This window comes from Jannaschia formosa, from assembly GCF_003340555.1.
GTDB classification, from domain to species: Bacteria; Pseudomonadota; Alphaproteobacteria; order Rhodobacterales; family Rhodobacteraceae; genus Jannaschia; species Jannaschia formosa.
Genome location: NZ_QPLJ01000006.1, coordinates 22,975 through 35,778, shown reverse-complemented (window position 1 = coordinate 35,778; position 12,804 = coordinate 22,975). Strand labels below are relative to the sequence as shown.

Sequence of the window (12,804 nt, the reverse complement as noted above, 5' to 3'; positions counted from 1 at the left end):
CCACGGAGGACGCCATGACCCAGCAGAGCACGCCGCGCGACCTGATCCAGGCCCCCTCGCTTGCGGGACCGCATGAGGGTTACATGCCCGGATTCGGCAACGATTTCGAGAGCGAGGCGCTGCCGGGCGCCCTGCCGCAGGGCATGAACTCGCCCCAGAAGGTCGAATACGGCCTTTACGGAGAGCAGCTGTCCGGCACCGCCTTCACCGCGCCGGGCCACCGCAACGAGCGGACCTGGTGCTACCGCATCCGGCCCTCGGTCAAGCATTCCGGGCGCTATGCCCGGATCGAGATGCCCTACTGGCGCTCCGCCCCCGAGGTGATCCCGGACGTGACCTCGCTCGGCCAGTATCGCTGGGACCCGGTGCCCCATTCCGACCAGAGCCTCACCTGGCTGACCGGGATGCGCACGATGACCACGGCGGGCGACGTCAACACGCAGACCGGGATGGCGAGCCACATCTACCTCGTCACCGAGTCGATGCGCGACGACTACTTTTATTCCGCCGACGGTGAACTGCTGATCGTCCCGCAGGAGGGCCGGCTGCGCTTCTGCACGGAGCTAGGCGTGATCGAACTGGAACCGTCCGAGATCGCCGTGATCCCGCGCGGGCTGGTCTACCGGGTCGAGGTGATCGACGGCCCGGCGCGCGGCTTCGTCTGCGAGAATTACGGCCAGCCCTTCGAGCTGCCGGGCCGGGGGCCGATCGGTGCCAACTGTATGGCCAACCGCCGCGACTTCAAGACGCCCGTCGCCGCCTTCGAGGATCGCGAGACGCCGTCGACCGTGACCGTCAAGTGGTGCGGCCAGTTCCACCGGACCGGGATCGGGCACTCGCCGCTGGACGTGGTCGCGTGGCACGGCAATTACGCGCCCTACAAGTACGACCTGAAGACCTATTGCCCGGTCGGCGCGATCCTCTTCGACCACCCCGACCCGTCGATCTTCACGGTGCTGACCGCGCCGTCGGGCATCGAGGGCACGGCCAATATCGACTTCGTGCTGTTCCGCGAGCGCTGGATGGTGGCCGAGGACACGTTCCGACCCCCCTGGTACCACAAGAACGTCATGTCCGAGCTGATGGGCAACATCTACGGCCAGTACGACGCGAAACCGAAGGGCTTCGTACCGGGGGGCATGTCGCTGCACAACTGCATGCTGCCCCACGGCCCCGACAAGGGCGCTTTCGAGGGCGCGTCGAATGCCGATCTGAAGCCCGCCAAGCTGGACGAGACCATGTCCTTCATGTTCGAGACCCGCTTTCCGCAGCACCTGACCCGCTTTGCCGCCGAGGAGGCGCCGCTGCAGGACGACTACATCGACTGCTGGGCCTCGCTCGAGAAGAAGTACGACGGCACGCCGGGCAAGAAATGAGCGAGTTCCTCGCTTCTCTCGGGCCGTTCGGCTGGATCGTGCTGGGCCTCGCGGTCTTCGGGCTGCTGACCCTGCCGCGTGCGCTGCGCGAGATGTGGGTGAGGCCCTGGAAGAAGGACCGCTCCGAATGATCGTCGCAAGCCTGCCGTCGGGCCGGGACGGGGCGCTGGTCGTCGTGTCGGACGATCTGTCGAAGGCGCGGCACTGCGCCGAGGGCAGCCTCGCCGCCGCGCTCGATGCCGGGACGATCACGCCGGAGGGCGACGCGACGTCCTTCGACGCGGGCGCCTGCGTCGCGCCCCTGCCGCGCGCGCGGCAGTTCCTCGACGGCTCGGCTTACGTCAACCACGTGGAACTGGTGCGGAAGGCGCGCGGGGCCGAGATGCCGTCCAGCTTCTGGACCGATCCGCTGATGTACCAGGGCTGCCCCGACTTCCTCGGCCCGCGCGCCGAGATTGTGGGCAAGCCCGCCTGGGGCCCCGATTTCGAGGCCGAGGTCGCGGTCGTCACCGGCGACGTGCCGATGGGCGCCTCCGAGGACGAGGCGCGCGCCGCGATCCGCTTCGTGATGCTTCTGAACGACGTCTCGCTGCGCGGGCTGATCCCGGACGAGCTGTCGAAAGGCTTCGGCTTCGTGCAGTCGAAGCCGCCCGGCGCGCTGGCCCCGCTGGCGCGCAGCCCCGACGACCTGCCCGGCTGGGACGGCGACCGGCTCGACGCGACGATGTGCGTCGACCTGAACGGACAGCCCTTCGGGCGCACCCGGGCCGGGGTCGACATGACCTTCGGGTTTCCCCGGCTGATCGCCCATGCGGCGCGGACGCGGCCCTTGGGGGCGGGCACCGTCATCGGCTCCGGCACGGTGTCGAACAAGCTCGACGGCGGCCCCGGCCGGACCGTGGCGCAGGGCGGCGCGGGCTATTCCTGCATCGCCGAGCAGCGCATGGTCGAGACGCTGGAGACCGGCGCCCCGGTCACGCCCTTCCTGGCAAACGGCGATCGCGTGCGCATATGGATGGAGGACCGGGAGGGGCGATCCCTCTTCGGCGACATCGACCAGACCGTGAGGACGACATGACCAGATTTCTGACCGCCGGGGCGCTGTGCCTCGCACTCGCCGCGCCCGCCTGGGCGCAGGACGACACCCGCGCGCTGGCCGAGGAATATGTCGCGCTTCCGGGCGTGCAGGTGGTGATGGACGAGATGTTCGCGCCCGAGGCGCTGGTGGCGCAGTTCATGTCCCAGATCCCGCCGACGGTCGAGGTGTCCGAGGCCAAGCAGGCGCGGATTGGTGCGCTGATGTCCGAGGCCCTGGGCTCGCTTCGGCCGGAGCTGGAGGCGGCGATGATCGAGAGTTCCGCCGCGACCTTCACCGCGCCCGAACTCGAGGCGCTGATCGCCTTCTACGAGACCGAGGAAGGGGCCTCGGTCATGACCAAGATGCAGCCGATGATGGCCGATTTCCTCGCTCGCATGGGCCCGCGCCTCACCGAGATGCAGCAGGGCATCGTCCCTGAGGTCATCGCGATCCTGCAGGCGGAGGAATAAGCAGATGGCCAAGGCCTTCGCCAGCGCCGGCGACCTGACCGAGAAGACGATCACCTTCGACGAGGTGGGCGAGGGGCTCTGGGCCTTCACCGCCGAGGGCGACCCGAACTCGGGCGTCATCATCGGTGACGAGAGCGTCATGGTCGTCGAGGCGCAGGCAACGCCGCGCCTGGCCGAGAAGGTGATCGAGCGGGTGCGCTCGGTCACCGACAAGCCGATCTCGCATCTGGTGCTGACCCATTACCACGCCGTGCGCGTGCTGGGCGCCTCGGCCTACGGGGCCGACAGCGTCATCATGTCCGAGACCGCCCGCGCCATGGTCGCCGAGCGCGGGCAGGAAGACTGGGACAGCGAGTTCGCCCGCTTCCCCCGCCTCTTCGAGGGGCATGAGAGCATCCCCGGCCTGACCTGGCCCACGGTGACCTTCAACGACCGCATGTCGGTCTATCTGGGCAAGCGTCGGGTCGACATCATGCATCTGGGACGCGCCCATACGGCGGGCGACGCCGTCGTCTACGTGCCCGACCAGAACGTGATGTTCACCGGCGACATCGTCGAGGACCGCTCGGCCTGCTATTGCGGCGACGGGCATTTCCACGACTGGCCCGGCACGCTGGACCGCATCCGCGCCTTCGACCTCGACGCCATCGCTCCGGGCCGGGGCGGTGCGCTGGTCGGGCGCGAGGCAGTGAACCGGGCGCTCGACTCGACCGGGGACTTCATCCGCTCCACCTACAGCCCCGCCGCCCGCGTGGCCCTGCGCGGCGGCTCCCTGAAGGAGGCGTGGGACGCGGTGCGCGCGGAATGCGATCCGAAATTCTCGGACTACGCGATCTACGAGCATTGCCTGCCCTTCAACGTCGCCCGCGCCTATGACGAGGCCCGCGACATCGACACCCCGCGCATCTGGACCGCCGCGCGCGACCGAGAGATGTGGGAGGCGCTGCAGGGATGACGCGCCCGGGCCTTCGGCTTCGATGCTCCATAAATATGCCGGGGGGGCCGCAGGCGGGGGGCAGAGCCCCCCTCCGGCCTCGAAACCGGACGGAGCGTCCGCCATGGTGAAAGCCCGCTACGACCTCGCCTTCGAGCTCTACCCCTATGCGCGCTCCGCCGATCAGGACGCGGTGGTCCGTCACCCGGTCGTCATCGTCGGTGGCGGGCCGGTCGGCCTCGCACTGGCGCTCGATCTCGGGCTGAAGGGACAGCCGGTCGTCGTGCTCGACGACAGCGAGGGGGCCGGGCAGGGCTCCCGCGCGATCTGCTTCGCCAAGCGCACGCTGGAGATCGCGAACCGGCTGGGCGCGGGCGAGGCGGTGCTGGCCAAGGGCGTCGTCTGGAAGCAGGGGCGCGTGTTCCACGGGTCGGAGGAGGTGTACTCGTTCGACCTCCAGCCCGAGCCCGGCCATCGCTGCCCCGCCTTCGTCAACCTGCAGCAGCCCTGGTTCGAGAAGTTCCTCGTCGACGCCATCCGCCGGGCGCAGGGGGCTGGCGCGCCGATCGAGATCCGCGGCCGCAACGCGGTGACGGGCGTGGCGGACGTGGACGGGGCCGTGCGGGTCGACGTGGACACGCCGGACGGCGCCTATGCGCTGGAAGCGGAGTGGCTCGTCGCCTGCGACGGCGCCCGCTCGCCGCTTCGGGACATGCGCGGGCTCAGCTTCGAGGGGCGCGTCTTCGAGGACAACTTCCTCATCGCCGACGTGAAGATGACGGCCGATTTCCCGCCCGAGCGGTGGTTCTGGTTCCAGCCGCCTTTCGAGGGCGCGGGGCAGTCGGCGCTTCTGCACAAGCAGCCGGACGACATCTGGCGCATCGACTTCCAGCTCGGCTGGGACATCGACCGCAAGGCGGAGCTCGACGAGGCCCGCGTGCGCGCCCGCGTCGACGCGATGCTGGGCAAGGGTGTCGACTACGAGCTCGACTGGACCTCGATCTACACCTTCCAGTGCCGCCGGATGGAGCGGTTCCGCGACGGCCGCGTCCTCTTCGCCGGCGACAGCGCCCATCAGGTCTCGCCCTTCGGCGCACGGGGGGCGAATTCCGGCGTGCAGGATGCCGAGAACCTCGCCTGGAAGCTCGACGCGGTGCTGCGCGGGCAGGCGCCCGAGACGCTGCTCGACAGCTACGACGAGGAACGGCGCGCGGCTGCCGACGAGAACATACTGAACTCGACCCGCGCGACGGACTTCCTGACGCCCAAGACCGAGGCCAGCCGGACCTTCCGCGACGCGGTGCTGGCGCTGGCCGGGCGGCATGCCTTCGCGCGGCCGCTGATCAACTCGGGGCGGCTGTCGGTGCCCTGCATCTATGACGGTCTGTCGCTGACCGGTGCGGACGCCCTGGGCGGCCCGGCCGCCACGCGGCCCGGCGCGCCCTGCATGGACGCGCCGCTGGCCGAGGGCTTTCTGCTCGACCGGCTGACCGGGGGCTTCACGCTGCTCGGGATCGATGCGCTGCTGCCCGAGGTTCCGGGGATCGACGCGCGGCTGGCGCTGGACACTCGCCGGGACGATCCGACCGGGCTCCTGCGCGCGCGCTACCTCGGGGACGCGCCCGGTGCGGTCTACCTGATCCGTCCCGACCAGCATGTCGTCGCGCGCTGGCCCCGTGCGGAGGCGGCGAAGGTCTCCGCCGCGCTGGACCTCGCGCTGGGGCGGTCGGCATGCGCCTGATCCTCGACCCCAACATCCCGGACCCGGACGGGTTCTACGACGAGCTGCTCGCCGCCCATGCCGGGCTGTCGGATGCCGAGAGCGCGGCGCTCAACGCCCGGCTGGTGCTGGTCCTCGCGAACCATGTCGGCGACCGGGCGGTGCTGCGCGAAGCCTTCTCCGCCGCTCAGGCCAGCGGGGCGACCCCGGCGGTGGATCCGTCCGCGTAGCCGATGCAGCGCCACAGCACGTTGGCCGGCCCGACGCCGATCTGGAACACCGTGCCCGTCTCCGCGAAGTCGGAATTGAAGACCCTGACGTCCGGAACGCCCGACGCCTGGGACACGGCGCGCAGGCAGCCCTGCTCGGCCAGCGCGATCGGCCCGAGCGTCGGGTCGAGCGGCGGCGGGCCGGCGGCGGGGACGGGGGCCGGCGCCTCGGAGACGCAGGCGGCGAGGAAGGGCAGGGCGAGGAGGAGGGGGCGGAATGTCATGCAGGCTCCGGTCTGTCTGTCGTCCCCATCCTGCCCGCCCGCGCCGCCGCTGTCGACCGGGCGCGTCTAGATCGTGCCGGGTAGCGGGCCGAGGACCAACCGGCCGGCGGCGTCGACGTGGACCGGCTCCGGGCCCATGATCTCGCCCACGAACCGGCCTTCGGGCCGGTCCGCGAAGGCGAGGAGGCAGAGCCCGTGTTCCGTTTCCAGCATCCGCGCGGCGTAGCGGGCACATGGATTGAAGCAATCGACGACGCCCTCCGCGACGGCGACCATGCGACCTTCGAGAGAGGCTCTTTCTCGTTGCCGAGACGGCATGACCTTCGCTCTACGCCTCAGGCCCGGCACGTTCGCCATGTTGGGGGCGGTCCGGCGATGCGCGGCATCCGGGTGGCGTTCGCGCTGGGACAACACTCTGGGGAGCGTGGTTTCCACGACGGCGCACGAGTGAACGTTCCCGCCGCTCAGATCGTCTCCGCCGCGAGTTCCCGGCAGCCGATCTCCAGCAGGTGCTGCACATGCGGGGCGAAGCTGTGCCAGCAATCCATGCGGAACGACGTTTCGCCGTCTCGCCACAGGATCACGGTCACGCCGTCGAAGGCGGTCCGCCTGCCTTCGCCGACCGCGATGCCGTCGATGTCGCGGGCGCAGCCCAGCGTCAGAAGCTCCGCCGCGCGGGGGCCGTCGATCACGAAGGTGGTCTCGCGGCCCGAGACGTCGACGAGGCTGCGGGGCCGGCTGGCATAGACCTCGGCGCAGGCCGATAGGATCTCCACGGCCTGCGCCTCCGGCGCGTGCAGCATCCATTCCTCGGGGCCGAGGCAGATCGCCTCGAGCGCGCCCGCGCGGGCACGGCGGCCGATGCGGGTGGGAAGGTCGAGCCCCAAAGCCGCGTTCAGGGGCGGAAGGTCGCCCCGCGCCTGCAGCGAAAGCCGCGCGCCGGGCGCGGCGCGGCTGACGCGGGCGGCGGCGGTCTCGATCAGGACCGAGGGCTCGAAGGAGTGGAGCGGTGCGTTCATCGAGGCCTCCGGCTCAGATCTTCAGACGGGCGTTGTCGGGGTCGAGGAACACGCTCGACGTGATCGTCGCGGCGATGGTGCGGTCGGGCATCGGGATGTGGACCGTCTCGCCCATCCGGTCCTGGCCGCCCTCGACCAGGGCCAGCGCGATTGGCCGGCCCACCGCGTCCGACAGGTAGGAGGAGGTGACATGCCCCACCATCTTCATCGGTACCTTCTGGGCCGGATCGAAGACGATCTGCGCGCCCTCCTCCAGCCGCGAGCGGTCTTCGGTCAGAAGGCCGACGAGTTGCTTGCGTCCCTTTGCGACGAGGTCGGGGCGGGCCATCCCGCGCTTGCCCACGAAATCGGGCTTCGTCTTGCCGATGGCCCAGCCGATCCCCGCGTCATGGGGCGTGACCGTTCCGTCCGTGTCCTGCCCGACAACGATGTAGCCCTTCTCGGCCCGCAGGACGTGCATCGTCTCGGTGCCGTAGGGCACGATGCCGAAGGGCTGCCCGGCCTGCCACACGGCTTCCCACAACTTGCGGCCCATCGGGGTGGGGACGTTGATCTCGAACCCGATCTCGCCGGTGAAGCTGATGCGGAACAGGCGCGCGGGCATCCCGGCGACCGTGCATTCGGCGCAGGACATGTGCGGGAAGGCGTCGTCGGTCAGCTCCACCCCCTCGACCAGCGGTGCGAGCAGCTTGGCGGCGTTCGGGCCGTTCACCGCCACCGTCGCCCATTGCTCGGTGGTGGAGGTCAGCCAGACCTGAAGGTCGGGCCATTCGGTCTGGCGGTAGTCCTCCATCATGTTGAGGACGCGCGCCGCGCCGCCGGTCGTCGTGGTGACGTGGAAGCGGTCCTGCGACAGCCGACCGATCACGCCGTCGTCGCGGATGAAGCCGTCATCGCCGCAGAGCAGGCCATAGCGGCAGCGGCCGGGGGCGAGCTTCGTCCAGGGGTTCGTGTACATGCGGTTCATGAACTCGACCGCGTCCGGGCCCACGACCTCGATCTTGCCGAGGGTTGAGGCGTCGAACATGCCGACGCTGGCGCGCGTTGCGACGCACTCGCGGCGCACGGCCGAGTCCATGTCCTCGCCCGGCTTCGGGAAATATCGGGCGCGGCGCCACTGGCCGACGGGCTCGAATACGGCGCCGTGCTCCTCGGCCCAGGCGTCGATCTGCGTCTTGCGCGTCACCTCGAAATGCGCGCCGCGGTGATAGCCCGCGAAGGCGCCGAAGCTGGTCGGAGTATAGGGCGGGCGGAAGGTGGTCAGGCCGACCTGGGGCTGTTTCTTTCCAAGCGCGTCGGCGGCGATGTTGAGCCCGTTGATGTTGGACATCTTGCCCTGATCGGTCGCCATCCCGTTGGTCGTGTATCGCTTGACGTGCTCGATGGAGCGCATCCCCTCGCGCACGGCCAGCCGCAGGTCCTTGGCGGTCACGTCGTTCTGGTAGTCGACGAAGGCCTTGGCGCGGCTGGGGTCCAGATCGGTCGGAAGTTCCTTCTCGCTCGTGCCGGTGCCGGGGCGGTCGGCCTCGACGACATGGGCCGTCTCCGTCCCCGCCTTGCCGAGGGCGGCGGCAACGGCGCGGCCCTTGTCGGCGCCATCTGTCAGCGCGGCCTCGATGCCCCAGAGACCCCGGCTGGCCCCGGCGATCACGCACTCCTCGGGCGTGTCCTTCGGCAGGAAGGTGGTCAGGTCGTCGTCCCAGGCGAGTGATCCCCTGGTGTGCGAGAAGAGGTGCAGCGAGGGCGTCCAGCCGCCCGACATCAGCACGGTGTCGCAGTGGATCGTGTATGGCGTCCCGACCTTGCCGTCTCGCACCGGGTTCACGCGCAGTGACTTGACCCGCAGCCGGCCCGAGGTTGCCGTGGCGGTGTGCGACAGCTTCACCTTGATGCCGCGCGCCTCGGCCTCGGCCAGAAGCTCCGCCCGGACGTCCGCGCGCGTGTCGACGATGGCCTGAACCCGGGCGCCCGCATCGGCGAGGTCGAATGCCGCGTACCAGGCGCTGTCATGGCTGGTGACGATGGCGGGCTGCCGGCCCACCAGCACGCCGTAGCGGTTCAGGTAGGTCTGCGCCGCGCCCGCCAGCATCACGCCGGGCCGGTCGTTGCCGTGGAAGACCAGCGGCTTTTCCAGCGCGCCCTGAGCCAGCACCACCTGCTTCGCCCGCACGCGCCACATCCGTTCGCGGGGGGTGTCGGCGGGCAGGTCGGGCAGGTGGTCGGTCAGCTTCTCGACCATGCCGATCATGTTCTGATGGTAGTAGCCGATGGCCGTCGTGCGGGTCATGATCCGCACGCCGTTGGCCTTAAGGGCCGCGAGTTCGGCCGAAAGCCAGTCCCAAGCGCTCCGCCCGTCGATACGCGCCTGCGGCTCGGACAGCAGCGTGCCGCCGGCTTCCGCGTTCTCGTCGACCAGCACGACGCGCAGACCGTCCACGGCGGCGGCCCGCGCGGCGGCGAGGCCCGCAGGTCCGGCGCCGACGATCAGCACGTCGCAATGCAGGTAGCGCGAGGCGTAGCTGTCGGGATCCTCCCTCGAGGGGGACACGCCCAGACCCGCGGCCGCGCGGATGAAGGGCTCGTAGACCCTGTCCCAGAAGCTGCGCGGCCACATGAAGGTCTTGTAGTAGAACCCCGCCGAGAAGAGCATGTAGGCGGCGTCGTTCACCGCGCCGATGTCCCACTTGAGGCTCGGGTACTTGTTCTGGCTGGTCGCCTCCAGCCCCGGCCAGATTTCCTGCACGGTGGCGCGGGTGTTGGGCTCGTAGCGGCCCGGGCCGCGGCGGGTGCCGATCAGGGCGTTGGGCTCCTCCGATCCGGCGGCGACGGGGCCGCGCGGGCGGTGATACTTGAAGGACCGTCCCATCAGGTGGATGCCATTGGCGAGCAGCGCCGAGGCGACGGTGTCGCCCCTGAGGCCACGGACTTTCCGGCCGTCGAAGCGGAAGCTGACCGGGGTCGCAGGATCGACGCGGCCTTTGCCCGGAATGCGGAACCCGCTCATTTCGCCCTCTCGATCAGGTCGGAGAGGTCAGGGCGCGGGGCGCCCGCCGCGTAGGTGGTCAGGAACCTGTCGGACACGGTGTCGCGCACCGCGTTGAAGAAGCGACCGCAGCCGTGCAGGTGCCGCCAGCGCTCGTAATGGGCGCCCTTTGGGTTCTCGCGGAGGAAGAGGAATGCCTCCCACTCCGAGTCGGATGTGGAGGAGGGGTCGGCGGGGCGGACGACATGGGCCTGGCCGGCATAGGTGAACTCGACCTCGGGCAGGGTCTCGTCGCAATAGGGGCAGTGGATCAGGAGCATCGGGTTCCTCCTAATGCGCGACGGCGGCGGCGGCCGCTTCGTCGATCAGGCGGCCGGTGCGGAACCGCTCCATGGTGAAGGGGGCGTTGATCGGGTGGGGTTCGTCCTTCGCGATCGTCCAGGCGAAGGTATGGGCGGCGCCGGGCGTCGCCTTGAACCCGCCGGTGCCCCAGCCGCAATTGACATAGAGCCCGCCGACCGGCGTCTTCGAGATGATCGCCGAGCGGTCCGGGGTCACGTCGACGATCCCGCCCCATTTGCGCAGCATCCGCATCCGGTTGAAGATCGGGAAGATCTCGGTGATCGCGGCCACGGTATGCTCGATCAGCGGCAGGCCGCCGCGCTGGCTGTAGCTCGTGTATTGGTCGGTGCCCGAGCCGATGACCAGTTCGCCCTTGTCGGACTGGCTGATATAGGCGTGGACCGCGTTCGACATGACGACGCAGGGGAAGACCGGCTTCACCGGCTCGCTGACCAGCGCCTGGAGCGGGAAGCTTTCCAGCGGCAGGCGCACATCGGCGGTCTGCATCACGACCGAGGTATGCCCGGCGGCCGAGACGCCCACCTTCTTCGCCTTGATGAAGCCCCGCGTCGTCTCCACCCCCGCGAGGGAGCCGTCGGGATGCCGGCGGATCGCGGTCACGGCGCAGTTCTGGATGATGTCCACGCCGCGCTTCGCGGCGCCGCGGGCGTAACCCCAGGCCACCGCGTCATGCCGGGCCGTCCCCGCCCGTTCCTGCAGGGCGCCGCCCAGCACCGGATAGCGCGCGTCCGGCGAGATCGAGAGCGGCGGGCAATACGCCTTGCACTCCTTCGGGGTCAGCCACCGGTTGTCGACGCCGTTCAGGCGGTTGGCGTGGATGTGGCGCTTGAAGCTCTGCACGTCATGGACGGTGTGCGCCAGCATCAGGACGCCCCGGCGCGAGAACATGACGTTGTAGTTCAGCTCCTGGCTCAGCCCCTCCCACAGGTCGACGGCATGGTCGTAGAGCCGCGCGCTCTCGTCGTAGAGGTAGTTGGAGCGGATGATCGTGGTGTTGCGCCCGGTATTGCCGCCGCCCAGCCAGCCCTTGTCGAGCACGGCGACATTGGTGATCCCGTGCTCCCTGGCGAGGTAGTAGGCTGCGCCCAGCCCGTGGCCGCCCGCGCCGACGATGATGACGTCGTATTCGGCCTTGGGTTCCGGATCGGGCCATTGCTCGGTCCAGTTGCGGTTGCCGGTCAGGGCGTTCTTCAACAGGCTGAAGGCGCTGAAATGGGTCATGGGGGATGCACCTCGCGGGCGGCAGATCGCGAGTCCCTACTTTCCTCGCCGGCCGGGCGAGGGTAGAAAAGCGTCAGATCGACCGCAGGATCGCGTCATGCCGACCGCCGCCCGGAACGTCCTGCCGCAGAAGCGGCTCCGCGTCGCCTTCCTGCTCGCCGACAGCTTCACCCTGTCGGCCTTCGCGAATTTCGTGGACGTGCTGCGACTGGCCGCCGACGAGGCCGACCACTCGCGCCCGATCCTCTGCGACTGGACGGTGCTGTCCGAGTCGATGGCGCCGGTCCGGTCGAGCTGCGGCGTGCGGGTGACGCCGGACACGCCGCTGCGCCGGGCCGCGCCGTTCGATTACCTCGTGGTCGTCGGTGGCGTCATGAGCGACCGCCCCGTGCTGAGCCCGGCGGAGCGCGCCTTCCTCGCCGAGACGGCGGCGCGCGGGGTGCCCGTCGTCGGGCTCTGCACCGGGGTGTTCATCCTGCACGAGACGGGGCTTCTGGACGGCTACCGCTGCTGCGTCAGCTGGTTCCACCATCAGGACTTCGTCGACCGCTTCGAGGCGCAGCAACCCGTGTCCGACCAGATCTTCGTCGTCGACCGCGACCGGCTGACCTGTTCGGGCGGGCACGGCGCGGCGCATCTGGCGGCGTTCCTTGTTGCCCGCCATGTCGGCCAGTCCGCCGCGATCAAGAGCCTCAACATCATGATGATCGACGACGCGCTCGGCGGAGAGGAGGCGCAGCCAGGCCAGCCGCTGGCCCGCAAGCCGAAGGACGCGCTGGTCAAGCGCGCAATCCTGAGGATGCAGCAGAACATCGAGCTGCCAATCCCTGTCGCGGCACTGGCCGGGCAGTTGCAGGTCGCGCGGCGGACGCTGGAGCGGCGCTTCCTCGCGGATCTCGGCCAGACGCCGGCCCGGGTCTATCTCGACCTGCGGCTCGATCGCGCGCTGCTGCGGCTGCGCACGACAGAGGAGCCGGTCGCGGAGATCGGTCTCGCCACCGGTTTCTGCGACGGCACCCATCTGGCACGAACCCTGAAGGCGCATCGCGGCCTCTCTCCGGCCCAGTATCGGCAGGCCCAGCGCCGTGCCGAGGACGCGGCGCCGGCCGTCGGGGTGCTGCTGAACGCCAGAAGCTGAGGCCGAGGG

At 69.9% G+C, this 12,804-nt stretch carries 14 protein-coding genes; 8 read left to right on the top strand and 6 right to left on the bottom strand.

From position 1 onward, the window contains the following. Positions 1–14: 14 nt before the first annotated feature. From hmgA to DR046_RS08445, 7 genes are all read left to right on the top strand, one after another. Positions 15–1,376, top strand: a complete 1,362-nt coding sequence (gene hmgA / locus DR046_RS08470; RefSeq protein ID WP_115381909.1) for a homogentisate 1,2-dioxygenase — start codon at positions 15–17, stop codon at positions 1,374–1,376. Continuing rightward, positions 1,373–1,507 carry a hypothetical protein gene (locus DR046_RS24600; protein WP_280652828.1) on the top strand — a complete coding sequence of 45 codons (135 nt, stop codon included), beginning with the start codon at positions 1,373–1,375 and terminating at the stop codon, positions 1,505–1,507. Before hmgA ends, DR046_RS24600 begins: the two co-directional genes overlap by 4 nt. Beyond that, complete coding sequence (locus DR046_RS08465; protein WP_115381907.1) at positions 1,504–2,454, top strand: fumarylacetoacetate hydrolase family protein; 951 nt, start codon at positions 1,504–1,506, stop codon at positions 2,452–2,454. Before DR046_RS24600 ends, DR046_RS08465 begins: the two co-directional genes overlap by 4 nt. Beyond that, the gene (locus DR046_RS08460; RefSeq protein ID WP_167767002.1) at positions 2,451–2,924 is read left to right on the top strand and encodes a DUF2059 domain-containing protein; all 474 of its coding nucleotides are present in this window, start codon (positions 2,451–2,453) and stop codon (positions 2,922–2,924) included. The genes DR046_RS08465 and DR046_RS08460 overlap by 4 nt, the downstream gene beginning before the upstream one ends. A 4-nt stretch (positions 2,925–2,928) precedes the next feature. Beyond that, complete coding sequence (locus DR046_RS08455; protein WP_115381903.1) at positions 2,929–3,879, top strand: MBL fold metallo-hydrolase; 951 nt, start codon at positions 2,929–2,931, stop codon at positions 3,877–3,879. 103 nt (positions 3,880–3,982) lie between these two features. Beyond that, entirely contained in the window at positions 3,983–5,599 is a 1,617-nt protein-coding gene (locus DR046_RS08450) for an FAD-dependent oxidoreductase (RefSeq protein ID WP_115381901.1), read from the top strand. Continuing rightward, on the top strand, positions 5,590–5,808 hold the full coding sequence (locus DR046_RS08445) for a DUF2783 domain-containing protein (protein ID WP_115381899.1): 219 nt from the start codon (positions 5,590–5,592) through the stop codon (positions 5,806–5,808). The genes DR046_RS08450 and DR046_RS08445 overlap by 10 nt, the downstream gene beginning before the upstream one ends. On the opposite strand, the gene DR046_RS08440 is transcribed toward DR046_RS08445, so the two are convergent. The 6 genes from DR046_RS08440 to DR046_RS08415 all read right to left on the bottom strand — a co-directional run bounded on the left by DR046_RS08440 (position 5,766) and on the right by DR046_RS08415 (position 11,657). Next, on the bottom strand, positions 5,766–6,071 hold the full coding sequence (locus tag DR046_RS08440) for a hypothetical protein (RefSeq protein WP_115381897.1): 306 nt from the start codon (positions 6,069–6,071) through the stop codon (positions 5,766–5,768). The genes DR046_RS08445 and DR046_RS08440 overlap by 43 nt on opposite strands. 66 nt (positions 6,072–6,137) lie before the next feature. After that, positions 6,138–6,347 carry a hypothetical protein gene (locus tag DR046_RS08435; RefSeq protein WP_115381895.1) on the bottom strand — a complete coding sequence of 70 codons (210 nt, stop codon included), beginning with the start codon at positions 6,345–6,347 and terminating at the stop codon, positions 6,138–6,140. A gap of 188 nt (positions 6,348–6,535) precedes the next feature. Next, entirely contained in the window at positions 6,536–7,090 is a 555-nt protein-coding gene (locus DR046_RS08430; protein ID WP_115381893.1) for a sarcosine oxidase subunit gamma, read from the bottom strand. A gap of 13 nt (positions 7,091–7,103) precedes the next feature. Next, positions 7,104–10,094: a sarcosine oxidase subunit alpha gene (locus DR046_RS08425; protein WP_115381891.1), complete on the bottom strand. Its 2,991-nt coding sequence runs from the start codon at positions 10,092–10,094 to the stop codon at positions 7,104–7,106. Next, on the bottom strand, positions 10,091–10,393 hold the full coding sequence (locus DR046_RS08420) for a sarcosine oxidase subunit delta (RefSeq protein WP_115381889.1): 303 nt from the start codon (positions 10,391–10,393) through the stop codon (positions 10,091–10,093). Before DR046_RS08420 ends, DR046_RS08425 begins: the two co-directional genes overlap by 4 nt. Before the next feature lie 10 nt (positions 10,394–10,403). After that, positions 10,404–11,657 carry a sarcosine oxidase subunit beta family protein gene (locus DR046_RS08415; protein ID WP_115381887.1) on the bottom strand — a complete coding sequence of 418 codons (1,254 nt, stop codon included), beginning with the start codon at positions 11,655–11,657 and terminating at the stop codon, positions 10,404–10,406. Between the two features lie 97 nt (positions 11,658–11,754). Between DR046_RS08415 and DR046_RS08410 the strand changes: the two genes are divergently transcribed. Continuing rightward, the gene (locus tag DR046_RS08410) at positions 11,755–12,795 is read left to right on the top strand and encodes a GlxA family transcriptional regulator (protein ID WP_115381885.1); all 1,041 of its coding nucleotides are present in this window, start codon (positions 11,755–11,757) and stop codon (positions 12,793–12,795) included. The last annotated feature ends 9 nt before the right edge of the window (positions 12,796–12,804 follow it).

Excerpts from the sequence above, each read along its gene's own strand:
- DR046_RS08425 (WP_115381891.1), bottom strand. The coding sequence starts at position 10,094 with ATGAGCGGGTTCCGCATTCCGGGCAAAGGCCGCGTCGATCCTGCGACC.
- DR046_RS08440 (WP_115381897.1), bottom strand. The coding sequence starts at position 6,071 with ATGACATTCCGCCCCCTCCTCCTCGCCCTGCCCTTCCTCGCCGCCTGC.
- DR046_RS08450 (WP_115381901.1), top strand. The coding sequence starts at position 3,983 with ATGGTGAAAGCCCGCTACGACCTCGCCTTCGAGCTCTACCCCTATGCG.
- DR046_RS08410 (WP_115381885.1), top strand. The coding sequence starts at position 11,755 with ATGCCGACCGCCGCCCGGAACGTCCTGCCGCAGAAGCGGCTCCGCGTC.
- DR046_RS08465 (WP_115381907.1), top strand. The coding sequence starts at position 1,504 with ATGATCGTCGCAAGCCTGCCGTCGGGCCGGGACGGGGCGCTGGTCGTC.
- DR046_RS24600 (WP_280652828.1), top strand. The coding sequence starts at position 1,373 with ATGAGCGAGTTCCTCGCTTCTCTCGGGCCGTTCGGCTGGATCGTGCTG.
- DR046_RS08430 (WP_115381893.1), bottom strand. The coding sequence starts at position 7,090 with ATGAACGCACCGCTCCACTCCTTCGAGCCCTCGGTCCTGATCGAGACC.
- DR046_RS08415 (WP_115381887.1), bottom strand. The coding sequence starts at position 11,657 with ATGACCCATTTCAGCGCCTTCAGCCTGTTGAAGAACGCCCTGACCGGC.
- hmgA (WP_115381909.1), top strand. The coding sequence starts at position 15 with ATGACCCAGCAGAGCACGCCGCGCGACCTGATCCAGGCCCCCTCGCTT.
- DR046_RS08455 (WP_115381903.1), top strand. The coding sequence starts at position 2,929 with ATGGCCAAGGCCTTCGCCAGCGCCGGCGACCTGACCGAGAAGACGATC.
- DR046_RS08420 (WP_115381889.1), bottom strand. The coding sequence starts at position 10,393 with ATGCTCCTGATCCACTGCCCCTATTGCGACGAGACCCTGCCCGAGGTC.
- DR046_RS08445 (WP_115381899.1), top strand. The coding sequence starts at position 5,590 with ATGCGCCTGATCCTCGACCCCAACATCCCGGACCCGGACGGGTTCTAC.
- DR046_RS08460 (WP_167767002.1), top strand. The coding sequence starts at position 2,451 with ATGACCAGATTTCTGACCGCCGGGGCGCTGTGCCTCGCACTCGCCGCG.
- DR046_RS08435 (WP_115381895.1), bottom strand. The coding sequence starts at position 6,347 with ATGGTCGCCGTCGCGGAGGGCGTCGTCGATTGCTTCAATCCATGTGCC.